Origin of the sequence: Ralstonia sp. R-29 (assembly GCF_049913345.1) — a bacterium.
Classification (GTDB): domain Bacteria; phylum Pseudomonadota; class Gammaproteobacteria; order Burkholderiales; family Burkholderiaceae; genus Ralstonia.
In genome coordinates this window covers 2,954,271-2,979,071 of sequence record NZ_CP184377.1, presented here as the reverse complement: position 1 = coordinate 2,979,071, position 24,801 = coordinate 2,954,271, and the positions used below count along the sequence as shown (strand labels likewise).

21 protein-coding genes are annotated in these 24,801 nt (G+C 61.6%); 9 read left to right on the top strand and 12 right to left on the bottom strand.

Going from position 1 to position 24,801, the window contains the following annotated elements:
• Positions 1-88 precede the first annotated feature (88 nt).
• Together ACN9M1_RS14025 and ACN9M1_RS14020 are read left to right on the top strand one after the other, a co-directional pair.
• A complete protein-coding gene (locus ACN9M1_RS14025) occupies positions 89-811 on the top strand; it encodes a hypothetical protein (RefSeq protein ID WP_426395280.1) in 723 nt (240 codons plus the stop codon).
• Positions 812-932: 121 nt separating this feature from the next.
• Positions 933-1,115 carry a hypothetical protein gene (locus ACN9M1_RS14020; protein WP_426395278.1) on the top strand — a complete coding sequence of 61 codons (183 nt, stop codon included), beginning with the start codon at positions 933-935 and terminating at the stop codon, positions 1,113-1,115.
• 12 nt (positions 1,116-1,127) lie between these two features.
• Here the strand turns inward: ACN9M1_RS14020 and ACN9M1_RS14015 are convergent, their stop codons facing one another.
• The 6 genes from ACN9M1_RS14015 to hemA all read right to left on the bottom strand — a co-directional run bounded on the left by ACN9M1_RS14015 (position 1,128) and on the right by hemA (position 6,220).
• Positions 1,128-1,751: a UbiX family flavin prenyltransferase gene (locus ACN9M1_RS14015; protein WP_426395276.1), complete on the bottom strand. Its 624-nt coding sequence runs from the start codon at positions 1,749-1,751 to the stop codon at positions 1,128-1,130.
• 39 nt (positions 1,752-1,790) lie between these two features.
• Positions 1,791-2,102: a Grx4 family monothiol glutaredoxin gene (grxD, locus tag ACN9M1_RS14010; protein WP_426395275.1), complete on the bottom strand. Its 312-nt coding sequence runs from the start codon at positions 2,100-2,102 to the stop codon at positions 1,791-1,793.
• 80 nt (positions 2,103-2,182) lie between these two features.
• Positions 2,183-3,085: a peptide chain release factor N(5)-glutamine methyltransferase gene (gene prmC, locus ACN9M1_RS14005; protein WP_426395273.1), complete on the bottom strand. Its 903-nt coding sequence runs from the start codon at positions 3,083-3,085 to the stop codon at positions 2,183-2,185.
• A gap of 97 nt (positions 3,086-3,182) precedes the next feature.
• Positions 3,183-3,551 carry a hypothetical protein gene (locus ACN9M1_RS14000; RefSeq protein WP_426395272.1) on the bottom strand — a complete coding sequence of 123 codons (369 nt, stop codon included), beginning with the start codon at positions 3,549-3,551 and terminating at the stop codon, positions 3,183-3,185.
• 183 nt (positions 3,552-3,734) lie between these two features.
• On the bottom strand, positions 3,735-4,817 hold the full coding sequence (gene prfA, locus ACN9M1_RS13995) for a peptide chain release factor 1 (protein WP_426395270.1): 1,083 nt from the start codon (positions 4,815-4,817) through the stop codon (positions 3,735-3,737).
• 95 nt (positions 4,818-4,912) lie between these two features.
• Positions 4,913-6,220 (bottom strand): glutamyl-tRNA reductase, encoded by a 1,308-nt coding sequence (gene hemA / locus ACN9M1_RS13990; protein ID WP_426395268.1) that lies wholly within the window; start codon positions 6,218-6,220, stop codon positions 4,913-4,915.
• Positions 6,221-6,442: 222 nt separating this feature from the next.
• Here hemA and ACN9M1_RS13985 point away from each other — a divergent pair, with 222 nt between their 5' ends.
• Positions 6,443-6,685: a GlsB/YeaQ/YmgE family stress response membrane protein gene (locus ACN9M1_RS13985; RefSeq protein ID WP_426395266.1), complete on the top strand. Its 243-nt coding sequence runs from the start codon at positions 6,443-6,445 to the stop codon at positions 6,683-6,685.
• A gap of 37 nt (positions 6,686-6,722) precedes the next feature.
• Here ACN9M1_RS13985 and ACN9M1_RS13980 read toward each other — a convergent pair whose 3' ends face one another.
• Genes ACN9M1_RS13980 through ACN9M1_RS13970 form a run of 3 tightly spaced genes read right to left on the bottom strand, consistent with a single transcriptional unit; the run spans position 6,723 to position 11,491 of the window.
• On the bottom strand, positions 6,723-8,681 hold the full coding sequence (locus ACN9M1_RS13980) for a response regulator (protein ID WP_426395264.1): 1,959 nt from the start codon (positions 8,679-8,681) through the stop codon (positions 6,723-6,725).
• 27 nt (positions 8,682-8,708) lie between these two features.
• Entirely contained in the window at positions 8,709-9,176 is a 468-nt protein-coding gene (locus tag ACN9M1_RS13975) for a response regulator (RefSeq protein ID WP_426398872.1), read from the bottom strand.
• Between the two features lie 26 nt (positions 9,177-9,202).
• A complete protein-coding gene (locus ACN9M1_RS13970) occupies positions 9,203-11,491 on the bottom strand; it encodes an ATP-binding protein (protein WP_426395262.1) in 2,289 nt (762 codons plus the stop codon).
• A gap of 351 nt (positions 11,492-11,842) precedes the next feature.
• Here ACN9M1_RS13970 and ACN9M1_RS13965 point away from each other — a divergent pair, with 351 nt between their 5' ends.
• The 3 genes from ACN9M1_RS13965 to ACN9M1_RS13955 all read left to right on the top strand — a co-directional run bounded on the left by ACN9M1_RS13965 (position 11,843) and on the right by ACN9M1_RS13955 (position 14,174).
• Complete coding sequence (locus tag ACN9M1_RS13965; RefSeq protein WP_426395260.1) at positions 11,843-12,622, top strand: basic amino acid ABC transporter substrate-binding protein; 780 nt, start codon at positions 11,843-11,845, stop codon at positions 12,620-12,622.
• A 93-nt stretch (positions 12,623-12,715) separates the two neighbouring features.
• Positions 12,716-13,465, top strand: coding sequence for an amino acid ABC transporter permease (locus tag ACN9M1_RS13960; RefSeq protein ID WP_426395258.1), 750 nt, complete (start codon positions 12,716-12,718; stop codon positions 13,463-13,465).
• Positions 13,452-14,174 carry an amino acid ABC transporter ATP-binding protein gene (locus ACN9M1_RS13955; protein ID WP_426395257.1) on the top strand — a complete coding sequence of 241 codons (723 nt, stop codon included), beginning with the start codon at positions 13,452-13,454 and terminating at the stop codon, positions 14,172-14,174. The genes ACN9M1_RS13960 and ACN9M1_RS13955 overlap by 14 nt, the downstream gene beginning before the upstream one ends.
• Before the next feature lie 58 nt (positions 14,175-14,232).
• On the opposite strand, the gene ychF is transcribed toward ACN9M1_RS13955, so the two are convergent.
• Positions 14,233-15,327, bottom strand: a complete 1,095-nt coding sequence (gene ychF, locus ACN9M1_RS13950) for a redox-regulated ATPase YchF (protein WP_426395255.1) — start codon at positions 15,325-15,327, stop codon at positions 14,233-14,235.
• A 160-nt stretch (positions 15,328-15,487) separates the two neighbouring features.
• Here ychF and ACN9M1_RS13945 point away from each other — a divergent pair, with 160 nt between their 5' ends.
• The 3 genes from ACN9M1_RS13945 (at position 15,488) to ACN9M1_RS13935 (ending at position 22,268) form a co-directional block, all read left to right on the top strand.
• Positions 15,488-16,636 (top strand): tyrosine-type recombinase/integrase, encoded by a 1,149-nt coding sequence (locus tag ACN9M1_RS13945; protein WP_426395253.1) that lies wholly within the window; start codon positions 15,488-15,490, stop codon positions 16,634-16,636.
• 226 nt (positions 16,637-16,862) lie between these two features.
• The gene (locus ACN9M1_RS13940; protein WP_426395251.1) at positions 16,863-17,180 is read left to right on the top strand and encodes a hypothetical protein; all 318 of its coding nucleotides are present in this window, start codon (positions 16,863-16,865) and stop codon (positions 17,178-17,180) included.
• 108 nt (positions 17,181-17,288) lie between these two features.
• The gene (locus ACN9M1_RS13935) at positions 17,289-22,268 is read left to right on the top strand and encodes a DEAD/DEAH box helicase (protein WP_426395249.1); all 4,980 of its coding nucleotides are present in this window, start codon (positions 17,289-17,291) and stop codon (positions 22,266-22,268) included.
• 576 nt (positions 22,269-22,844) lie between these two features.
• Here the strand turns inward: ACN9M1_RS13935 and ACN9M1_RS13930 are convergent.
• Both ACN9M1_RS13930 and ACN9M1_RS13925 read right to left on the bottom strand, forming a co-directional pair.
• The gene (locus ACN9M1_RS13930; RefSeq protein WP_426395247.1) at positions 22,845-24,047 is read right to left on the bottom strand and encodes a helix-turn-helix domain-containing protein; all 1,203 of its coding nucleotides are present in this window, start codon (positions 24,045-24,047) and stop codon (positions 22,845-22,847) included.
• 2 nt (positions 24,048-24,049) lie between these two features.
• Positions 24,050-24,712, bottom strand: coding sequence for a hypothetical protein (locus ACN9M1_RS13925; RefSeq protein ID WP_426395245.1), 663 nt, complete (start codon positions 24,710-24,712; stop codon positions 24,050-24,052).
• Positions 24,713-24,801 lie beyond the last annotated feature (89 nt).

Sequence of the window (24,801 nt, the reverse complement as noted above, 5' to 3'; positions counted from 1 at the left end):
GGGGAACGTCGGCCCCGCAGCCGGGTCAGAACCGCTTCTTCGTGCCCGCGTGGCACACTCTCGGCTCTTGTCTTTCCTTGGAGTTCGCATGACTTGCTGGACGCGCCGCACCGTAGCGCTTGCTGTTTCCACCGTGCTACTCGCGCCCGCGGCGTTTGCCGCCACCGCAGCCAAAGAGGCACCCAAGGCTGCGGCCCCTGCCAAGGCAGAGCGTGACCCCGGCGATGTCTCCGTGCTGCTCGATGCCTTCCCCCTGGGCAAGCCGTTGCCCAAGCTGCCTTCGTGCGAGGACGTGCGCGCGAATGGCGGCAAGGATGTCGCCGAATACTGCTCCGATGCGCTGGAATCCCACGGCCGCACGCGCTCGCTGGGCGTGCCGCAGGCCAAGCGCCCCGCGTTGATGGATGGTCCGCAAGCGGTGCTGCTGATCGACCAGGGCAAGGTCGCCGGCTTGTTTGTGCCGACGCGCGGCGTGGACACCGAACAGCGCGTCTTCCAGACGCTGACCGACCGTTACGGCAAGCCCGCGCAAGAGGGCAAGGCGCCGCTCAAGTTGAAGTCGGGCAAGACAGTCGACTCGCTGCGTGCGCGCTGGGCGGGCCCCCAGACCATCGTGACGATGTACGCGATTCCCGAAGAGCCGCAAAACGGTACGGTGGAATTTCTCTGGGCGCCGCGCGCCGGGGCTGTGATGGACCAGATGCGCACAGAAGTGGATCCGAACGCGCCCAAGCCGGCTTCTGGTGTGGCAGCTTCTGCGCCTGCAGCCGCTGGAAAGGCCGCCTCAGGGAAGCCGGCGTCACAACAGTGAGCTTACGGACACCTGTCCGTAGCCTTCCGTTACATCCCTTACAGACGCATGACCCCGGCGTCGCCCAGCGGCGCTTATAACGTCCACATGGCTCCATTGGAGGGGCCGAAGGACGCGAATCATGAAAATCGTGGCTCTGGCCTCGCTGCTCGCACTGTCGGCCGCGACGCTTGGGGGTTGTGCGGTGTATCCGGCACCGGTGGCAGTTGCCCCTGCACCGGTCTATGCGGCACCGGCTTATCCGGCTTACTACGGCGGTTACTGGGGCGGACCGTCGGTGTACTTCAACTACCACCACCGTTAATGGCGTGAGCGCTTAGTCCGCTGAGCGCAGCCCCGGCCAGCCGGGGGCCAGCGTCTGCGGCAAGCCGAGTAAGTCGAGCACCCGCCCGACGGTGTGGTCGACTAGGTCGTCGATCGTCTTGGGACGTTGGTAGAAGCCCGGCACCGGCGGGAAGACGATGCCGCCCATCTCGGTCACGGCCGTCATATTGCGGAGATGCGCTAAATTCAACGGCGTTTCGCGCACCATCAGGATCAGGCGGCGACGCTCCTTGAGCGTCACATCCGCCGCGCGCGCGATGAGGTTGTCCGACAGACCATGCGCGACGGCCGCCAGCGTCTTCATCGAGCACGGCGCAATCACCATCGCTTCCGCCGCAAACGAGCCGCTGGCAATGGTCGCGCCGATGTCGCGGACGTTGTGCACCACGTGCGCCAGCGCTTCCACTTCTTCGCGCGCCATGTGCAGCTCGTGCTGCACGTTCATCAGCCCTGCGGGTGACATCAGCAGGTGCGATTCCACTCCCGCCGATTCGCGCAGGTCTTGTAGAACCTGCAGCAGTCGCACGCCATAGATGGCGCCCGACGCCCCCGTGATCGCCACGATGATGCGGCGCGCACGTTGCGCTTCGGATGGGGCGACAGAGGGGCCGGTCACGCTGAAACGAGGACGCGTTTGGCGATCAGGGATCGACGATCAGGCAGCCAGCAGCGGCTGCAGTTCGCCGCTCTGGTACATCTCCATCATGATGTCCGAGCCGCCGATGAATTCGCCCTTGATATAGAGCTGCGGAATGGTCGGCCAGTTGGCGTAGTCCTTGATGCCCTGGCGGATTTCATCGTCTTCCAGCACGTTGACGGTGTGCGGCTTGTCCACGCCGCAGGCCTTCAGGATCTGGATGGCGCGGCCCGAGAAGCCGCACATCGGAAATTGCGCCGTGCCCTTCATGAAGAGGACGACAGGGTGACCTTTGACGATCTGGTCGATCTTTTCGTGCGTGGTGCTCATGGGAGACTCGATTCGATTTGGGGTGCGATTGGGGTGCGGTTGGGGAGCAGCGGGCGCCGCATCCGCATTGGAAAACCTGTCTATTTTAGCGAGGAACGCTCGCCGGCGTTTTGATCGAGCCACTGGCCGCCGCTGCAGCGGTCATTGCCGCCGAGGTCCTGCGCGGTGAACACGCAGGCGAATCCCGCGCGTGCCAGCAGAGCGCGCACGGCTTCGCCCTGGTCGTAGCCGTGTTCGAGCAGCAGCCAGCCGCCTGCAGCCAGCCGCATCGGCGCGCCCGCAATGATGGTGCGCACATGCCGCAGGCCGTCGTCGTGGTCGGTGAGGGCGCTCGCTGGCTCGAAGCGCAAATCGCCTTGGCTCAGGTGTTCATCCGCGGCCGCGATATAGGGCGGGTTGCTGGCGATGAGGTCGAACACCGCCGGTGCATCGGCTTTGGCCAGGGCGCCGTACCAGTCGCCCAGCGCCGCATGCACATTGGTGGCGCCTAGCGTCTGGGCGTTGTCCGCCGCCACGGCCAGCGCGTCGGCGGAGGCGTCGGTCGCCCATACCCGCGCATCGGTGCGCGCCAGTGCAATCGTGACGGCGATGATGCCGCTGCCGGTGCCCATGTCCAGCACGGCCGGGGCGTCGCGGTCTTCGAGGCGGTCCAGCGCTTGTTCGACCAGCACTTCGGTATCCGGCCGCGGAATCAGCACGGCCGGCGTCACCTTGAACGTGCGCCCGAAGAATTCACGCTCGCCCAGCAGATACGCCATCGGCTCACCGGCCAGGCGGCGCGTGGCGAGGTCGCTGATCTGCGCGCGCGCGGCTTCGTCGATGACGTAGGTATCTTGCGTGATGAGCTGCACCCGTGACAGGCCCGTCACGTGCGAGACCAGCATGCGCGCCTCAAGGGCGGGCAGGCCGGCACGCGCGAGCGCCGCCAGCGCATCGGCCACGCGAGCCAGGGTTTCGGGCGAAATGACGGGGGCAGACGACACGGCGACAGCTCGGCAGCAAAGATCGGGCGCACAAAATAACACGGGCCCGGCCGATATGGCGCGGGCCCGCGAGCGGGTCGGTGCGAGGTTGGGGCGCTTACTGCTTCGTCGCGTCCTTGACCTTGTTGGCCGCGTCCTTGGTCGCAGCGGCAGTCTTGTCTGCGGCAACCTTGGCGGCGTCGGCCGTCTTGTCGGCGGCGTCCTTGGCAGCGTCCTTGGCCTGCGACAGTACGCCCGAAGCGGAGACCTGCGCATCCGATGCGGCTTGCGACAGTTCCACCTTGGCTGCGTCGGCGGCCTTGCTCACGGCGGTGCCGGCGTTGTCGAGCGCCTGCTTGGCAGCGTCTTTCGATTGCTCCATCGAGGTCTTCGCAGCCTGGTCGGCGGCTTCATCCTTCTTGCCGCAGGCGGCGAGGCCAAGGGCGAGGGTGGTAGCGACGGTGATGGCCAGCAGTTGGGTACGCATTGCGATTCTCCTAATCGTGATGTTGCCGCGCTTGGTGGTGAGTGCGTGCCGGATGCGACCGGCGATGCACTCGGCGTGATCGAAGTCGATTATAGGAACGAGAGGCCCGCTCGCCACCGCGCAAAGCTGTATCAAACGCAAGCGGATGTTACGGGGCGCGCGCTTTTTAACAATCCGGCGCGATCAGGCATCCTCGCCCAGCGCGGCGAGCTGTTCCGCTTGATGCTCAGCTGCCAATGCGCCCACGAGTTCATCCAGATCGCCGTCCATGATCGCGTCGATCTTGTACAGCGTCAGGTTGATGCGGTGATCAGTCACCCGGCCTTGCGGGAAGTTGTACGTGCGGATGCGGTCGGAGCGGTCGCCGGAACCGATCAGGCTCTTGCGCGCGCTGGCTTCCTTGGCCTGCGCCTCGCGCTCCTGGCGGTCTTTCAGGCGCGCGGCCAGGACCTGCATGGCGCGGTCCTTGTTGCGGTGCTGGCTGCGGTCGTCCTGGCACTCCACCACCAGACCGGTCGGCAGGTGGGTGATGCGCACGGCCGAATCCGTCTTGTTGATGTGCTGACCGCCCGCGCCGGATGCCCGGAACGTATCGATGCGCAGATCCGCCGGATTGATCTGGATGTCGGCCAGCGCATCGGCCTCGGGCATAATCGCCACGGTGCAGGCGGAGGTGTGGATGCGCCCCTGCGCCTCGGTGGCCGGCACGCGCTGCACGCGGTGGCCACCCGACTCGAACTTCAGCCGCGAATACGCGCCTTCGCCCACCAGCCGTGCGATCACCTCCTTGTAGCCGCCCAGGTCCGACGCCGACTCGCTCACGATCTCCACTTGCCAGCGCTGGCGTTCGGCAAAGCGTGTGTACATGCGCAGCAGGTCGCCCGCGAAGAGGGCGGATTCATCGCCACCCGTGCCGGCTCGGATTTCCACGAAGATGTTGCGGTGGTCGTTCGGGTCTTTCGGCAGCAGCAGGCGCTGCAGATCGCCTTCGAGCACTTCCATGCGCTCGCGCGCGGCGCGCAGTTCGTCCTCGGCAAACGCCTTCATGTCCGGATCGGCCGCCAGTTCCTGCGCGGTGGCGATGTCTTCCTCCGCCTGCTTCCACGCTGCGAATTGCGCGACCACGGGCTCCAGCTCGGCGTGCTCGCGTGTGAGCTTGCGGTATTGGTCGAGGTTGGCGGTGGCGTCTTCGCGTGCGAGCAGCGCGTTGATTTCGACGATGCGCTCGGCCAGTTGGTCGAGCTTGGACAGCATGCTGGGCTTCATTCGGGGGACCGCAGAAGAAAACGCTAGAGGGCGGGCGGCGCAGACGGTTGCGCCGGAATGTGCGCCACGGATGGGCGCATGCGGACAAGGCGCCGCTAGCGCTCGGAGTGGCTGGACTGGCGGAACAGCGCCGGCAGCAAGTCGATGAGCTGTTCGCGGCCTTCGCCCTGCGCGTGGTTGAGCGCATGGGTCGGGCCGTGGAGGAATTTCTTGGTGAGCGCCTGCGACAGCGCTTCGAGCACCAGCGCCGGGTCATCGCCGCGCGCGAGCATGCGCTGGGCGCGTTCCAGCTCGCCCTGGCGCAGGGTTTCGGCCTGCGCGTGCAGATCGCGGATGATGGGCACCACACTGCGCGCATCGATCCAGTGCATGAAATTCTGTACGCGCGTCTCGATGATGGCCTCGGCCTGGGCGACGGCGGCCTGCCGCAGTGCGTTGCCTTCGCGCACGATGGCGCCCAGGTCGTCCACGGTATAGAGGAACACGTCGGACAGGCGCGCGACTTCAGGTTCGATATCGCGCGGCACGGCCAGGTCGACCATGAACATCGGGCGATGGCGGCGCTGCTTGATGGCGCGCTCGACGGCACCCAGGCCGATGATGGGCAGCGTGCTGGCCGTGCAGGAGACGACGATGTCGAACTCGGCCAGCTTGGTCGGCAGTTCGGCCAGGCGCACGGCGCGGGCGTTCAGGCCCTGGTTCGACAGCGCTTCGGCGAGCTTTTCGCCGCGCTCGAGCGTGCGGTTGGCGATGACGACCTCGCGCGGCATCTGCGCGGCGAAGTGTGTGGCGCACAGCTCGATCATCTCGCCGGCGCCGATGAACAGCACGCGCTGCTCGGCAATCGATTCAAAGATGCGCTGCGCCAGGCGCACGGCGGCAGCGGCCATCGACACGGAATGCGCGCCGATTTCCGTCGTGCCGCGCACTTCCTTGGCGACCGCAAAGGTGCGCTGGAATAGCTGATTCAGGTACGTGCCCAGGGCGCCCGCTTCTGTGGCAGTGCGCACGGCGTCTTTCATCTGGCCGAGGATCTGCGTCTCGCCCAGCACCATCGAATCGAGCCCGCTGGCCACGCGAAACGCGTGACGCACGGCCAGCGATTGGCCCAGTGAATACACATGGGGCGCCAGTTCGCCCGGGTCGATGTTGTGGTGCTGTGCCAGCCAGCGGATCGCGTGCTCGTGCGCGGTCGCTTCGGGCAGGTTGCCGTCGGTGGCGCAGTAGATCTCGGTGCGGTTGCAGGTGGAGAGGATGGCCGCTTCGGCCGTGCTCTTTAGGTGCGGCAGATGCTGACGCAGCGTGCCCAGCGCGGGCCCCACCTGCTCGAGCGGAAACGCCACCTTCTCGCGCAGGGAAAGCGGCGCCGTGTGGTGGTTGATTCCGAGGGTCAGCAACTGCATGTGGGGCGGCCGGTTGGATGGGGACGGCACGAATTTTGAGCAGTGTGAATTATAACGCCGGCCCTCCACCTCGACAGGAGGCAGGTCAAACGCCGTGCGGGTGAATCGGCGAATGTAGGTTATGCGTCACGCGGCGCGGCGCCACCTTGCCGTGGCCTTCCGCGCCGCCTTGCGCTAAGGTACGCGTCCAATTGAACGGACACGGTACGACGGAGAACAGCAATGGGGTGGATCGGGCCGCTTTGGATCGGGCTGGCGGTGGGCGTGGCGGCACGTTGGCTACATCCGGCTGGCAAGCGCCTCGGGTGGCTTGCGGCCCTGCTGACGGGCGCGATTGGCGCGTTGGTTGGCTACTACGGCGGCCAGTTCGCCCACCTTTATGCCGATGGGCAGATCATGGCGTGGACTGCCGCCGTGGTGGGCGCCATGCTGGTGCCCGCGGCTTGGGGGTTGTTGCGTCGATAGGGGTCGTGGTTGCGGTGCGGCATTCTGGCGCGCCGCGTCAGCTGGCACTCGCCTGAGTTGCGCCGGCATCGCGGGCGGCCAGGTAGCCGACCAGCAGCCGTTCAAGCCGCTTGAAGTCCACCGGCTTGGTCAGGTGATCCGTGAAGCCCGCCTCCCGGCAGCGGGCGATGTCTTCTTCCATGCCGTAGCCCGTAATGGCGATCGACGGCGCCGCCTGCCGCTCGGCAAAGACGCGCACCACGTCCAGGCCGCTGCCGTCCGGCAGGCCGATATCGCTGATGAGCAAGTCGAAGGTGCCAGATTCGGCCGCTTGCATGGCGGTCTGTGCGCCATTGGCCACGGTGACGGTGTGGCCGAGCAGTTCCAGTACCTGCCCCATGGCTTCCGCGGTGTCGGCGTTGTCTTCCACCAGCAACACGTGTAGCCCGCGCGTGGCTTGGGTACGCGGCATGGGGGGCGCGGGCGGGGTTTCCGGCTGGGTCAGCTCGGCGGCCACGGGCAGCATGAGCGTGAAGGTCGCCCCCTGATGCCGGCCCGCGCTTTCGGCGGTGAGCGTGCCATCGTGTTTCTGCACCAGCGCATGGGCGATCGCCAGGCCCAAGCCCAGTCCGCCAAAGCGTTGCGTGATCGACGCATCGGCCTGTTCGAACGCCGAGAAAATGCGCGGCAGCGCTTCCGGTTCGATGCCGATGCCGGTGTCCTTAACGGCTACCGCCACAGTGGTGGGCCCGGGATTCCACACCCGCACTTCGATGGCGCCGCCAGCCGGTGTGAACTTCACCGCATTGCGCACCAGGTTCCAGATCACCTGCTGGATGCGCGCGCCATCGGCAAACAGCCGGCTACGCCGTGCTTCGAAACGCGTCTTGAGCGACAGGCGTTTGATCTGCATGTCGCTGCGAGACATCTCCAGCGTACTTTCCAGCAGCGGGTACAGATCGACCGGCGCAAAGCTCACGGCCAGCTTGCCGCGCGCAATGCCGGTGATGTCGAGCAGGTCGTCGATCAGGCGCGCCTCCAACTCTGCGTTGCGGCGGACGACTTCCAGTTGCCCCACCACCGTCGCCGGCAAATCCTTGCGCAGCTCGAGCAGGTGCACCGCAGTCAGGATGGGCGTGAGCGGCGTGCGCAGTTCGTGCGACAGCACGGCGAGGAAGTGGTCCTTGGCGTGGTTGGCCGTCTCGGCTTCTTCCTTGGCGCGGCGCAGGGCGTCGGCGGCCATGCGTTCTTCAGTGGCGTCGCGGATGATCTTGGAGAAGCCGATCAGTTGGCCCGTCTCGTTGTGGATGGCGGTGACCACGCTGGACGCAAAGAACGGCGTGCCGTCCTTGCGCAGCATCCAGCGGTCGTCGCTGATGCTGCCTTCCTGGCGCACGCGCTCGAGCTTGCGCCGGAAATCGCCCGCCTCGCGCGCGGCCTGCGGGTACAGGATCTCGGCCGAGTTCCCGAGGATGTCTTCGCGCGCATACCCCAGGATGCCGTGCGACGCTGCGTTCCAGGTGCGCACGATGCCTTGCGGGTCGAGCGACAGCACGGCGTGCTCCTTGAGCGCGTTGACTAGTAGGCGGAAGTGCGTTTCCGTTTCGCGCAGCGCGGCTTCGGCGGCAATGCGCTGGCGCCGTTCGGCGGCTTCGGCCAGGGCGCGCAGCAGCACCACCGGCAGGCGTTGCAGGCGCTGCTTGATCACGTAATCGGTGGCGCCGCGCTTGAGCATGTCGACGGCATGCTCCTCACCCAGGGCGCCCGACACGAAGATGAACGGCGTCTGTGGCGCCATGCGGCGTGCAATGTCCAGCGCTTCCGCGCCGGTGAACTGCGGCAGCATGTAGTCGGCCAGGATGGCGTCGAAGGTGCGCCCGCTGAGTTGGGCGATGAAGTCGGCTTCGTTGTCGACCAGGACCGTGTCGGCGGGCAGGTTGGCGGTTTCCAGCCGCGCGCGCGTGAGCTCCGCATCGAGCGGGTTGTCTTCGACCAGCAGCAATTGCAGGTTGGGCATGGCGGCGAGGGGCTCCAGAGGGGCAGGCTAGCCCGCGGCCTGCACGGCGCGGCGGGTGCGCGTGGACCCCGGCGGTGGTTCGTTGAGCACGGCCCAGAACACACCCAGGTCGGCAATGGCGTCCACAAACGCGCGGAATTCCACCGGTTTGACCACGTAGGCGTTGACGCCCAATTCGTAGCTGCGCAACAGGTCAGTCTCTTCGCGTGACGAGGTGAGCATAACCACCGGCAGGCTCTTGAGTGACGGCGTGGACCGGATGTTGGCCAGCACCTCCAGCCCGTCCACCTTGGGCAGCTTGAGGTCGAGCAGCACCACGGCGGGGTTGCCGGGGACGCGGCCCGCGTAGGTGGTGCGTGCATGCAGGTAGTCCAGCGCCTCGGCGCCGTCGCGGGTGACGACCACATCGTTGGCAAGCTGGCTGCGCTCCAGCGCCAGCAGGGTCAGCTCGAGGTCGTTTGGGTTGTCTTCAACGAGCAGGATGGGTTTGAGCATGATGGCTTTTGGCATGGAAAGAGCGATCAGGCGTCGCGGGTGACGGGGGTGCGGGCACCGGTGCTGGCAGCCCCTCGCTGCGCAGGCGGGGGGATACTACGTGGGAGGGCAAAGTAGAACGTGGCGCCACGGTCCAACTCGCCTTCGGCCCAGGTGCGGCCGCCATGGCGTTCGACAATGCGCCGCACGTTGGCCAGGCCGATGCCGGTGCCTTCGAATTCCTCCATGCGGTGCAGCCGCTGGAACACGCCGAACAGCTTGCCCACGTATTCCATCGAGAACCCCACGCCGTTGTCGGCAATGCGCACGATGGTTTCGCTGGGGCTTTGCTCGGCGTCGATGCGGATCTGCGCCGGGACACGGTCGCGCGTGTATTTGACAGCGTTCGAGAGCAGGTTGCGCACCGCCAGTTGCAGGAAGGCCGGGTCGGCCCGCACCACCGGCAGGGTGGCGATGTCCCATTCGATCTGGCGGTCTTGCGCCTCGACGGAAAGATCACGCGCGAGGCCGCGTACGAGTTGGGTGAGGTCCACGTCAGCCAGGCGCAGGGCCCCCCGGCCCATTTGCGAGAAGGTTAGGAGGTCGTCCACCAGCTTGCCGGCAAAGCGTGACGAGTCGGAAATCGTTTGCAGGAAGTGCCGCCCGCGGGCAGAGACGTGGTCCCCCTCCATCTCGCCGAGCAGTTCCGCATACCCGGCGATGTGGCGCAGCGGTGCGCGCAGATCGTGCGAGACGGAGTACGAGAAGGCCTCCAGCTCGCGATTAGCGCGGCGCAGTTCGCCAGCGAGTTCGGCGGCTTCCTCGGCGTGGCGCAGCACGATGTTGAGGACAGCGTAGCGGAATTCGGCGACCGTCTCCAGCTCGCTCGGCCGCCACGGGCGCGCGGTGTGCGCGATGTGCTCTTGCCAGTGATGCGTGCGGCCGGGCACCGGCGCGGCGTGATGATCGACGGCGGGCCCGGGTGTGCCGCCCGCCCAGCGCACGGTGTGCGGGGCTTCAGGGCGGAACCACAACACGTAATGCCGGTGCAGTTGCGACACCTGCACGGCCAGCACGCCTCCCGCCTGCGGTAACAGCGCTGCACCGTCCGGATACACGGTGGCCAGCCGGTCGGTGTGGAAGATCTCGCGCGGGTGTTCGCGTGCCAGCCATTCGGTCAGGCGGAGGATGCTGTCGGCGTCGGGTGTCGCGCCCACGCGTGTGCATTCGCCGCGCCGCACGATGGCCACGCCGCTGGCGGAGGCAAAACGCAGCAGATCGGCCGGATGTTCGAGCAGGCCGTCCTGAAAGTTGTCGCGATCCGCCATGGCTGCGAGCAGCCGCACCAGGATGCGCCGCAGCTCGAGCCGGTGGGCGATCTCCTCGCGGTCTTCCTTGGCCTCGATCTGCAGCGACAAAATCTGCGCCAGGTGCTCGCACGCCATGCGCACTTCGAACGACAGCGTGCGGGGGGTGGCGTGATGGCACGCGACCAAGCCCCACAGCCGGCCGCGCACGGTCAGCGCCAGGGTGAGCGAGGCCATGGCCCCCATGCGGCGCATGGTTTCGCGCTGGCTATCGGAGGCGGCGCGCAGGCCGGCATAGGACAGATCGGTGGCCTGCCCAGAAGTCGGCTCCCGGGCTGGGACGAGCCGCACCGGGGTATCGTCGATGTCGGCCACGAGGCGCAACGGGTTGCGGCCATGCATGTGGCGGAGTTCAGGCGTCAGGTCCGTGCCGGGCAAGTGCATGCCGAGCAACGAGTCGTACGTTGCGTCGCGGGCTTCGACCAGCACACGCACCGAGCCATCGGCATCAAAGCGATAGACCGCCACGCGGCCAAAGCCGGTCAGGCGGCGCACCTCGCGGGCGGCCAGTTCCGCCAGCGTGTCGACCCGGCTGACTGCCTGCAAGCTGCCGACAAAGGTCCGCACCAGCGGATACATCGAAGCAAAGGCGCCGTCCGCCGGCTGTGTGGCCGGCTCCAACTCGAGGATCAGCACGCCGCGATGCCGGTGGACGACGGCGTCGAGCGCTTGGCCTCGCGCGGTCTGCACCGTGCCGAAATACAAAGGGAGGTTGTCGATCCGGTGCCCGCCCAGGGCACGTGCCAGCACCTGCCGGCCAGCCGCGCCGATCACCTGTTCGACCGGCGCATGCAACGCCTGCGCGATCGGCGTGCCGAGCGCAGATTCCAGGTTTTCGCTGGCTTGGCGGATGCACAGGTCAGGCTCGGAGAGGCACAGCAGTACCCCGCGCGACTGGATGGCGGCATCGCGGTCGAGCTGCTCGGCGGAGGCATCGACGTCGGCGATCATGGGCGGCAACAGACTCATGGTGGAAGGCGGGAGGCGCCGAACTGGCGCGCTGCACCCATTGGGGCGGCACAGCGTATCTCCCGCCTGCGCAGCAAGCGGCGTGCCCGCCCCTTGTGACTGACCGAGCGGCGTATGCCGCAGGCCGCCCCTGCTGCCCTCGCCGACCGGCTTGGCGTGTAAAAAAGTGATGCTCTGTTGCTTCAACGTTGCAATGGCGGTCGGCGCGTGGGGCGTAGGTTCCCGCCCGGTTTGGCACCCGAGTCGGGGGCATGTTTCGACGGGCCAGAGGGAGCCGGCCGGCGCTTTTCCCAGGGGACTGGGGAGTATCATCAGCCTCTTTCTCACCATGCCCTGCCGGGACTGCCCATCATGCTGACAAAGCGCTTCGTCATGGCTGCCGCCGCTGTTCTGACCACCCTCGCCATGGCGCCGGGCGGCGCATCGGCCGAGCCCACCTACACCGTTGGCGCAGGCGGCACCTACCGCCCGTTCGAGTTCGAAACCCCCAAGAAGGAACTGACGGGCTTCGATATCGACCTCATCAAGGCCATCGGCAAGGCAGGCGGTTTCAACGTCAAGCTGGTCAATTCGCCGTTCGAGGGTATTTTTGCTGCGCTCAACCAAGGCGACCGCGACATCATCATTTCGGGCTTGACCATCACCGACCAGCGCAAGCAGATGGTCGACTTTTCGGCCCCGTACTTTCCCGCCGGGCAGGTGATCGTCACCGCGCCGAGCGCCAAGATTGCTGGGTTGGTCGATCTGAAGACGCGGAAAGTTGGCGTGGTGGCATCCAGCGCCGGTGACATCGCCGTGTCGGAAGAACTGGGCCGTACCAGCTCGGCCATCAAGCGGTTCGACAACACCCCGCTGATGCTGGAGGAGCTGTACCACGGTGGTGTCGATGCAGCGGTGGGCGATATCGGCGTGATCAAGTTCTACGTGAAGAGCCACCCGGAAAAGCCGTTCAGCCTCGTCACTGACGCCAAGTTCAAACCGCAGTACTTCGGCATCGCCGTCAAGAAGGGCAACAAGGTGGTGCTGGATCAGATCAACACCGGCCTGAAGAAGGTCATCGCCGACGGCACCTACGCCAAGATCTACAAGCAGTGGTTCGACGCGAACGTGCCGACGCTACCCCAACAATAAGCAGCAGTAAGCCCTCGCTTGCTGCACGTCGTTTCCGGAGCCGGCATTGCCGGCTCGTTTCATTCTGTCGTTCTATAAGAAAAGGTGGTCCCCATGGGTGGGTTCCAGTGGAACATCATCGGCGAATACCTGCCCCTCTTCGTCGAGGGCACGCTGATGACGCTCAAGTGCACGGTGATCAGCGTGATTGCCGGCACGTTGCTCGGGCTGGTGCTTGGCGTTGGCCGGCTGGCCGAGGCGCGTCATGGCTTCTATAAGTATTTCCTGCGCTACGCGGTGCAATATCCGGTGCGCTTTTACGTCAGCTTCTTCCGCGGCACGCCGCTGTTCGTGCAGATTCTGCTGATCCACTTTGCGCTGATGCCGGTGCTGATCAACCCGGCGGATGGCCTGCTGATCAGCGGCGATCTGGCGCGCGAAGTGCGGCAGCAGTACGGCGCGTTCACGTCGGCGGTGCTGGCCATCTCGCTCAATGCGGGGGCGTATGTGTCGGAGATCTTCCGCGCCGGCATCCAGTCGATCGATCGCGGCCAGACCGAGGCGTCACGCTCGCTGGGCATGACGTACATGCAGACGCTTCGCAAGGTCGTGCTGCCGCAGGCGTTTCGCCGCATGCTGCCGCCGCTGGGCAACAACGCCATCGCCATCGTCAAGGATTCGTCGCTGGCGTCAGCCATCGGCCTGGCGGAACTGGCCTACGCCGCGCGCACCGTGTCGGGTGCGTATGCGCGCTACTGGGAGCCGTATCTGACGATCTCGCTCATCTACTGGGCAATCACACTGGTCTTGTCGGCCGGGGTTCAACATCTGGAAGCGAGGTACGGCAAGAATGATCGTCGTTAACAACCTGCAGAAGCAGTACGGCAATACGAACGTGCTGCGCGGCATCACCTGCCGCATCGAAGAGCGTGAAGTTGTGTGCGTGATCGGCCCGTCGGGCTCGGGCAAGAGCACGTTCCTGCGCTGTCTGAACGGGCTGGAAACGGTGTCCGGTGGCGAGGTGCTGGTCAACGGTTTCCACGTGGAAGACCCGAAGACCGACCTGAACAAGATGCGCGCCAGCGTCGGCATGGTGTTCCAGCGCTTCAACCTGTTCGCGCACATGTCGGTGCTCGACAACCTCGTGCTCGCGCCGATGCAGGTGCGCGGCATGAAGCGCGACGAGGCCGTGACGGTGGCCGAGCAACTGCTGCGCAAGGTCGGCCTGCTCGACAAGATCGATGCGCACCCGGGCCAACTCTCGGGCGGCCAGCAGCAGCGCGTGGCGATAGCCCGGGCGCTGGCGATGTCACCAACGGTGATGCTGTTCGACGAACCTACGTCTGCGCTGGACCCGGAACTCGTGGGCGAAGTGCTGGAGGTGATGAAGTCGCTGGCCGAGGAGGGCATGACGATGGTGGTTGTCACGCACGAAATGGCCTTCGCGCGCGAGGTGTCGGACCGCGTGTTCTTCATCGATCAGGGCGTGATCATGGAAGAGGGCGTGCCGGAGCAGATTTTCTCGGCGCCCAAGCATGAGCGGACGCGGGAGTTTTTGCGGAAGGTGTTGTAGGGCCGGCGCCCATGAAAAAAGCCCCGCATTGCGGGGCTTTTTCGTTGCGCTGACCAACTTACACGTTGAACAAGAAATGCAGCACATCGCCATCCTTGACGATGTATTCCTTGCCTTCGGCGCGCATCTTGCCGGCTTCCTTGGCGCCTTGTTCGCCCTTGTACTGGATGAAGTCTTCGTACGAGATGGTCTGGGCGCGGATGAAGCCGCGTTCAAAGTCGGTGTGGATAGCCGCCGCAGCACGCGGAGCCGTGTCGCCGATATGGATCGTCCAGGCGCGCACTTCCTTCACGCCGGCGGTGAAGTAGGTTTGCAGGCCCAGCAGCTTGAACGCCGCGCGGATCACGCGGTTCAGGCCCGGCTCGTCCATGCCGATGTCGGCCAGGAATTCGGCCTTGTCAGCGTCGTCCAAGTCCGCAATTTCAGCTTCGATGGCGGCGCACACGGCCACCACCGGCGAATTCGTCTGCGCAGCGTAGGCGCGCACGGCGTCCAGGTGCGGGTTGTTCTCGAAGCCGTCTTCGCGCACGTTGGCGACGTACATGGTCGGCTTGGCGGTGATCAGGCACAGCGGCTTGATCGTCGCCCATTCCTCGTCGGTCAGGTTCAGGCCGCGCACGGGCTTGGCTTCATCCAGCACCTTCTGGGCCTTTTCCAGCACGGCGACCAGCTTGGCGGCTTCCTTGTCGTTACCGGATTTGGCGGCCTTGGTGTAGCGCTGCAGCGCTTTTTCGACCGTACCCAGGTCAGCGAGAGCCAACTCGGTGTTGATGACTTCGATGTCGGCGATCGGGTCGACCTTGCCGGCTACGTGGATCACGTTGTCATCTTCGAAACAACGTACGACGTGGGTGATGGCGTCTGTTTCACGGATGTTGGCGAGGAACTGGTTGCCCAGGCCTTCACCCTTGGATGCGCCCGCCACCAGGCCTGCAATGTCGACGAACTCAACGACCGCCGGCAGCACGCGCTCGGGCTTGACGATCTCGGCCAAGGCGGCCAAGCGCGCGTCCGGCACTTCCACCACGCCCACGTTGGGCTCGATCGTACAGAACGGGTAGTTCTCGGCAGCGATGCCGGCTTTGGTCAGGGCATTGAACAGGGTCGACTTGCCGACGTTCGGCAGACCGACGATGCCGCATTGGAGGCTCATGAAAAACCTATTTATATCAAAGGTTTGCGACTGCCGGATGTACTGCTTGATGCCGGTGAACGCCGGTCAGCGACAGTCGATAGTGAATTCGGAAAAGTGACGAACAAGCACAGATCGGGATGTTGACTCACGAATTTTGTGCGAGTTTTGTACACGAAAAATGGGAATTGTAACTCTATCGGACGCCTTGATTCGCAAGGGTTTGGGGAAGTCTGGAACCGTCTTGCGGGACCGGACGTTGTGCGGCCTTTGTCTGAGGATCGGGTCGCGAACCAGCACCTTTGTTGTTGCAACGAGCACCGCTGGAAGGCAGGTGAGGGTCACTCTGGGGCGGTGGCCGTTGATCACGGTGGACGAAGCCCGCGAATTGGCGCTGCCGATCCTTCGACAATGCCGGTCCGGTGAATACGTCGCTGTTCCGGTCAGGGTTCAACTGCCGACGCTGAGGGAAGCACTAAGTGAGTACGCGCAGGCCAAGAAGGTGAAGGCATCCAGCCTTTCCCGGTATGAGTCGCTATTGAGAACGCACTTCCCAGAATGGTTCGACAGGCCGGTATCGGTGCTGAAGGATTCCGCTTTCGGGGATCATTGCCATAGGTTCGCGCAGACGAAAGGGGCGGCGCTGGTCGATTTGGGCCGTGGCATTGTCGGGTCAATCCTTCGGTTCCTCAGTGCCGTGCATGGCGTAGAAGTGCCAAATCCCTTTGTCCGGCTAAGTGCTGCTGGTCTGATGCCGGACAGGCCACAGCCTCGCGCAAGAAAGCTGAGCGAAACTGATCTACCAGCTTGGGGCCATGCGGTGGATTCGCTGCCGGAAGCGCAGCGAGACTACCTGTGGTTGCTGTTGCTAACCGGACTTCGCAAGAACGAAGGAGGCGGTATCCGACGAAGGGACGTTGATCTGGTGACAAACGTACTGGTGATACCGGAGACGAAAGGCAAGAAACCACATACGTTGCCAATAACGGTGCCAATGCGGGAGATTCTTGAACGGCGCTGTGAAGGGTTAGACCCGGACCTAAGGCTGTTCGATGGCCTTTCAGCAGACCACGTGACAGAGATGGCACAGCGGGCCGGGGCACCAGACTTCACGCTGCACGACCTGAGAAAGCTGATTGCCAGCGTGGGTGCAAGATTGGGGGTCGCGGATGCGCTACTACGCAGGATTCTCGGTCATGCGCCGAAGAGGGGTGATGTCCTGCACAGACACTACGTCGAACTGAGGGCATTGGACGTGGCAGAAGCACTAACTGGCATCCAGCGGTCGATCACGGACCTTGTCGGCGGCGGATTGGCGCACGACCATTGAATGGGTCAATGGTAGCTGCGGCTGTCGCTGCTATGACCGATCACCGGCTTGATCTGCGAGATGGGCCGGTTCACATCCCCGTCATTGGAGGCCACCTATGACACGGACCGGTAGAAAACGGAGAAGCGACGAGCTTCTACACCGTTCAGGCGAAATCAAACAAGTCCGCACCAGCCTGAGTGTTCGTGCCGACAGACCACGGTCTTTGCCGCCAGAACGGAAAACCATGCTCACCATAGACATCGAAGGTGAGTTTACGGAACCGGTAGCGGGAATTTCGCAGTTTTCCATGATGGCCTTCGTCCATGCGAATCCCGTCATCGGGCAGTCGGAGGTGCCAGCGATTGGCGCGTTCACGGCCATCAAGCCGGTGCTACAGGGCGGTATCGACTTCTCACCAAGTGAATTTCAATCTTTACTCACGATGGCGTCTGCCGGAATGCTTCGATCTTGCTATTTGGTGTTCACCAAACCTCGTTACCGGTCGGCCTTAATTGTCAGCGCCAGCTTCAATTCGAGGACGGTGGACGAGCTTGGCGAATAGCCGATGTCCGTAGGTATCCGCCCTGATATTCGCAGGTGGGCACTAGGCCGGAAGGCATAATGGCACCCTCGCGGCCTTCAAGCCCCAACTTCCTGCGACAAAGCGCATATGACTGCCCTTGAACAGCTTCTCGACACCTTCCGTACCGCAGCAGTTACAGAGCGCGAGAAAGGAACATATTTCGAAGAGTTGATCGTCTGCTACCTGCGCAACGAAGCCACCTACCGCGACCTCTACAGCGACGTGTGGACCTATGCGGAATGGGCGGACTTGCAGGGTCTGGACAAGCGAGACGCCGGTATCGACCTCGTCGCGAAGACACAGGGTACTGGCGAGTACCACGCCATCCAATGCAAGCTGTTTGCACCAAGCCATAAGGTCCAGAAGAGTGACATCGACAGCTTCTTCACAGCATCAGGCAAGAAGCCGTTCACGCGCAGGATTATCGTCGCCACGACGAATCATTGGAGTGACCACGCCGAAGACGCTCTCTATGACCAGCAACCACCAGTCAGCAAAATCGACCTGACGGCCCTTGAAGAAAGTCAGATTGATTGGTCGAAGTACCAGCCGAAAGCTGCGCCGGTCATCAAGCCCAAGAAGCGGTTGCGGGACCACCAGAAGAATGCGTTGAACGCAGTTGTTCATGGTTTGGCGGATGCCGACCGGGGCAAGATGATCATGGCGTGCGGGACCGGGAAGACGTTCACCAGCCTAAAGATTGCCGAAGCCTTGGCTGGTGCCGGCAAGCGGGTCCTGTTCCTTGTTCCAAGCTTGTCCCTGCTATCGCAGACCTTGACCGAGTGGACGCAGGAAAGCGAGGTGCCACTTCACAGTTTCGCGGTCTGCTCTGACAGCGATGTGGGTAAGAAGCGCAAGAAAGAGGACGACATGGTTCAGACCTTCGTCCACGAACTGCGTTACCCGGCCACCACAAATTCGTCCCGGCTGGCGGCGGAGATGGCGAAGCGACACGACGTATCACACATGAGCGTCGTTTTCAGTACCTATCACTCCATTGATGTCATCAGTCGCGCCCAGAAGGAATTCGGGCTGGCCGATTTCGACCTAATCGTCTGCGATGAAGCCCACCGCACGACCGGCGCGACCTTCGGTGACGACGACGAAAGCGCATTCGTCCGGGTTCACGACGCCAACTACATCAACGCCGCCAAGCGCCTGTACATGACGGCGACGCCTCGTATCTATGGTGATTCGGCGAAGGCAACGGCGGAACGTGACAAGGTGGCTCTCTGTTCGATGGACGACAAGGCCCTGTACGGCGAAGAACTGTTCGTCATCACGTTCTCTGACTCGGTCAAACGTGGTCTGCTGGTCGATTACAAGGTGATCGTGCTGGCAGTCGAAGAGACACACGTCAACAGCCGTCTACAAGCTTTGTGGAAGGACGAGAACAACCAGTTGAAGGTGGACGATGCGGCGAAGATCATCGGTTGCTGGAAGGCGCTCTCGAAGCAAGGCTTGGCCGAAGGCTTGATTGGTGACGGCGATCCGATGAAGCGTGCCGTGGCCTTCTGTCAGGTCATCGAGGTTTCGAAGGGTGCCAAGACGCACAAGGTCAGTTCGAAGCAAATCGCCGGGATGTTCCAAGCGGTCGTTGAGGCTTATCAGGAAAGCGAAGAAACCGAGGAATTCGAACAGGTCACCCGCTTGACCTGCGAAGCTGAACACGTAGACGGCGGTATGAACGCCAGTGAGAAGGAAGCGAAGCTGGCATGGCTGAAGTCCGAGACACCGGAAAACACCTGCCGCATCCTCAGCAATGTTCGCTGCCTGTCCGAAGGCGTTGACGTTCCGGCGCTGGACGCCGTGCTGTTCCTGACGCCACGTAATTCACAGGTGGATGTGGTGCAGTCCGTGGGTCGCGTCATGCGCAATGCGCCGGGCAAGAAGCGTGGCTACGTGATTCTGCCAGTCGTGATCCCGGCTGGTGTAGAAGCGCATGAAGCACTGAACGACAACAAGACCTATGCCGTCGTCTGGCAGGTTTTGCAGGCATTGCGTTCGCACGATGACCGCTTCGATGCGATGGTGAATAAGCTGGACCTGATTGGCAAGGACACCAGCAAGATGGAAGTCATCGCCATCACCGACAAAATCCAGAAAAAGCAGGAAAGGAAGAAGGGCGCCAAGGACAAGGACGCAGCCAAGGGCGGCTTCACCATTGGCGAACCGGTCAAGCGCCCAACTCCGCAGGAACAGCATGAAATTCAGTTCGAGATTGGTGAGATTGAAAAGGCCATCTATGCGAAGCTAGTCCAGAAGGTTGGCAACCGGCACCATTGGGAAGATTGGGCCAACGACATCGCGAAGATTGCCCGCACCCACATCGACCGGATCACCGTAATTATCCAAAACCCAGCGAATGCCAAGGAGCGTGAAGCCTTCGAATCGTTTGCCGCTGAACTGCGTGATGACCTGAACGGAAGCATCACGGATGCGGAAATCATTGAGATGCTCGCGCAGCATCTCATCACGAAGCCCGTGTTCGATGCGCTGTTCGAAGACTATAGCTTCGCAAAGCACAACCCGATGTCACTGGCGATGCAGGGCGTGTTGGACGTGCTGCAAGAACATCGGCTGAGCAAGGAGGCCGACACGCTGGAAAGGTTCTATGACAGCGTGAAGCTTCGCGCCGAGGGCATCGACAATGCAGCTGGCAAGCAGAAAATTGTCGTGGAGTTGTACGACAAATTCTTCCGCAACGCCTTCCCCAAGATGACTGAGCGGTTGGGTATCGTCTATACGCCGGTCGAGGTGGTGGACTTCATCATCCACAGCGTTGGTCATGTGTTGCAGACCGAATTCGGCCAGACCCTTGGTAGCAATGGCGTTCACATCATCGATCCGTTCGTCGGTACAGGTACGTTCGTGACCCGGCTACTGCAAAGTGGATTGATCAAGCCGGAAGAACTGCCGCATAAGTACAAGCACGAAATTCACGCAAACGAGATCGTGCTGCTGGCTTACTACATAGCTGCCATCAATATAGAGGCCGTCTATCACGGAATTGTCGGTGGCGAGTACCAGCCGTTCGAAGGTATCTGTCTTACCGATACTTTTCAAATGTATGAGCAGGAAGACATGGTGGACGCACTGTTGGCGCAAAACAGCGCCCGACGCAAGCGCCAGAAAAAATTGGATATTCGCGTGATTATTGCCAATCCACCGTATTCTTCTGGTGATAAGAATGATAACAACAACAAAAATGTCGAATATCCATCACTGGACAGGCGAATATCCGATACATACGTGAATAAATCTTCAAAAACCATCGGAAAAAGCAAGATATATGATTCGTATATTCGCGCCATTCGCTGGGCGTCTGATCGCATAGGAGACTGTGGTGTCGTAGGCTTTGTCACTAACGCCGGCTTCCTTGATGCCAACACCACGGATGGTTTGCGCCATTGCTTGGCAGATGAATATTCTTCGATTTATGTATTCCATCTGCGTGGAAATCAGCGAACGTCTGGTGAGTTGTCGCGTATGGAAGGCGGTAAGATTTTTGGCGGCGGTAGCCGTGCCCCCATCGCGATTTCTATTTTGGTGAAGAATCCCAACTCTAATCGCCATGGTGAAATTTTCTTTCATGACATTGGTGATTATTTGAGTCGTGAAAGTAAGCTGGAAAAAATCCGGAACTTCGGCAGTATAGCAGGGATAACGCAGGCTGATTTGTGGCGCCGTATAACGCCAGACGAACATAATGACTGGCTTGGTCAGCGTGCCTCAGGTTTTGAGGATTTTACTGTAATAGCGCAAAAGCAAGCGACGGAGCAGGTGGCGATTTTCTCGACATACTCGATGGGGGTTAAATCGAATCGAGATGACTGGGTCTATAATTATTCGAGAAGCGGCCTCAAATCCAACGTGAAGAGAATGATCGAATTTTACAACGCTGAGGTTGATCGTTACTCTGGCCGTGCTGAGCGTGACGTCGATGTGGCGGAATTTGTATCGCGCGATAAGCGGGATATTAAGTGGACATCGGATATTTTGGCGGATTTGGTGCGAGGGCGATCTCATGAATTTGATGAGGGCGACTTGACTATATCTCAGTATCGACCCTTTTCCAAACAATGGATCTATTCGAATAAAACGTGGAATTGGAGTCGCCACTTAATGCCGCGATATTTTCCAAGTGGGGTAAATGGAAATCGGGTTATATGTGTCACCGGTCTTGGTGAATCGAAAGGTTTCTCTGTATTTGTTACTGATGTCCTACCTAATCTGCATCTTATTGCTGGTGCACAGTGTTTTCCGCTATATGTGTATAGCCAAGGCGAGGATGACACCAATGACGGATCGGCTTCCCAATTGCTGTTATTGGACGGGCTGCAAGAGCAGGGCGGTTCGAATGGCTACGCGCGACGTGACGCGATAACCGACGCCGGGCTTAGTCTGTTCCAGAGGGCTTACCCGGGCGAGAAGATCCTCAAGGAGGACATGTTCTACTACGTTTACGGCCTACTGCATTCACCGGATTATCGCGAACGATATGCCGACAATCTGAGCAAGGAGCTGCCACGGATCCCGTGTGTAAAGACCGCTGCCGACTTCTGGGCATTCTCCAAGGCTGGCCGGAAGCTGGCGGACTTGCACGTCAACTACGAGACGGCGGAGAAATACCCGTTGCAGGTCGAGGGCGGTGGACTGCTGCTGACCGATGCCGACTACCGCGTTGAAAAAATGAAGTATGGCAAGAACGGTAAGGACAGAGATCCAACCACGCTGCACTACAACCACAAGATCACCCTGACCGGCATCCCGTTGGAAGCCTATGAGTACGTGGTGAACGGCAAACCGGCGCTGGATTGGGTCGTGGAGCGCCAGCAGGTGAAGACAGACAACGATAGCGGCATCGTCAACGACGCCAACGATTGGGCCGTCGAAACAATGGGCAATCCGCGCTATCCGCTGGAACTATTCCAACGCGTGGTGACGGTCAGCCTTGAAACAATGAAGATTGTCCGGTCGCTACCGCATCTCGACATCCAGCAGCCGGGACCAACTGTAGGGCAGTTGTTGGAAGCGAAGGATGAACCGGATGCACTGACTGCGTGATCGGTCACTATGGTCGGGTCATCGCAGAGGATACTGACCATTGTTCGGTAGTAGCTAACAGTGCAGGCGACACCGTTCTGCTGTGGCCCACGCTTTCAGGTTGCACTACGGGATAGTAGGTAGTAGGCCGGGCCGAATCAGTGTCCCGCATGGTCCGGCATTGGTCAGTACAGTACCAATTGGATACCGGTTCCGTCGCCTGACACTGGTTCAATGGTGTCCGGGGCACCAATTGCGCGATTGGTGACACCAATTGCCGCTCCTCACTGACCGCATTGGTGTCCAAGCGGTGCCGATCGCTGGTGCCAGTGAGGTCTGGCAGTGGACCATGCATATCCCACTATCACGATAGCCCCCTCTATAGTCCGGGGAGGGTGGGTGAAGATGGTCCAGTCGTTCCACCTATGGCGTTCAGCAGTCGGGACCCACTGTGGGGCGATTGTGGGAACCAAAAAGTGTGCCGAACGCGTTGACTGTGTAACGGTACGCAATGGCCGATGTCAATGAAGAGATGCCGACCACTAGTTCGTGGTCGGTTGCATACATATTGCCTTCAATGGCGGATGTGTATCCCTGTTATGCCTTACGCGGGAACTGCAATATCGTTCCTGCCGGAGACGATGGCGCCCCATCTAGGGACTGTTTTTTCAATCGAACGGCGTCCAGTGACGACACACTCGACTGATGACTGAAAAATCCTTCAGGCAGTCCGCAAAGCCTTTCGCAATCAATTGCGCTGAACCCCACCGACGCAAGAAGTCCTTCCTTCGTTAGTCCACCTTCGGACAGAAGGAGATTGATAGTTCGGGGGAGAAGACGGACTGATTCGAAGCCAAGCCGATCATCAAGTGGTTCACCTTTTCGCCAGCCGCGTGCACTGTAGTTCTTCCATAGGCGAGTCGCATAGGCATCGTCAATGATTTCCAACTGGCGGCAGCGCATAATCATTGCAGCGACCGACACCTTCCAGCGCAACTTCAGTGCGAGAAAGGTATCAAGGCTAGGCCGGATCATTTCTGCTGCGAACGTTTCTGCTGGCAGTAGGAATGCGGCGGCGAACAGATGCGCTTGTCGTTCGATCTCGGGATACCGCTTCATGAACTCCACATCGTCGATGTCCCGATGTAGGACTAGGTGCCCGAGTTCGTGCGCGGCGTCGAATCTGCTGCGAACCCCGTTTGCTTTGTCCGCTGCTAGGAACACATACGGACGCCCATCCGTGTCGAACCACTGTGACGCGCCGTCCATCCGTGTGTAGCCAAGTTCTTCGCGGACACAGATGACACCTGCGTTCTCCAACACAAGCACCATGTCGGAGATCGGACCTAGACCGAGATTCCACTGCCGACGACATGCCTGCGCCGCCTGTTCGATGTCGGCGTCTGTAATCTTCAGGTGGTCATTCGCGCCGAGACGGGGAATGTTCACCGCAGGCCAATCTACCCAATCCTGAAGGACAAGACTGATCTCGTTCAGCCACTTCAGGCGAATATCAGCGATTGTCTGCGCTTCTTTAGTAACTGCTGCTGTGCTTCTGTAAAAGCAGACCTTGTCGCCATAGCTTGGCGGCGCAGTCAGGAACCACGAAGTCGGCATACCAAGATGATCGGACAAGCGCTGAAGCGCTTCCGACTCAGGAACTTGATCGCCTTTCTCCCACTTCGAGACGGTGCCCGATGACTTTCCCACCTTTGCGGCCAACGCTGTCTGCGTTAGTCCCCGGCAAAGGCGTGCTTGTACAAGACGTTCGGGCTGAAAACCCGCAACTCCAATTCGCATGGTTATGTTTCCGATGCACGCAAACGACGCTTGAGAGTAGCCCACGCCAAGTCGGGCACTTCCACGCGTTCTTCGGGATGATACGCGGCCATGATTTCAGAAACCGGCACGAACAGGTGCCACTCCTTGAGGCTGGTGTAGGGTATGCCAAGCATTACAGCGAAGGGCACGGACTGCGGTTCTCTGCGATGCGGCTTTACCGCGACGATCAGGCAGCCCAAGCCGTCCGGAAGCGGCTCACCATTCCCCGTGAACAGATCGAGGTTTGCCGGTTCCAGCCGCTCATTGACAGCAGCAATCATTTGCCGGTGCTTGGCCTGTCGCGGCGTCCTGTTGTTGAACGGGACGCAAATTTGTCCGAAGCGGATTTCACCACTCGCGACCAAACTAAAGCGTTCGCCTTTGGGTTCGGTATGCGGGGCCGCGACGACCATTCCGGCATCGGTTGCTGCTTTACGAAGGGCCTCGCTGGACCGGTAGTGCTGAAGCTGCGGGTGCACCCGGTTCCTTTCAGGATCGTCAAACGTCACCGCATGCTGGTGCGCGGCGGAGTGCCCAGCTTCGATTTCTTCTACGACCCGTTGAAAGAAGACTGCTGGCGTGCGGCGGGCGATGTACTGGATCAGATCGTCTTTCAGCGGGCGGCGGACAGCTTTCAGGCTCAAAGTAGGCTCCTATCAACCTGTGATGCGGATTAAGGCCAAGAAATTATTCGTTTTGAAGCTGGATGTATTGCCAGTATAGCGTTAACCGG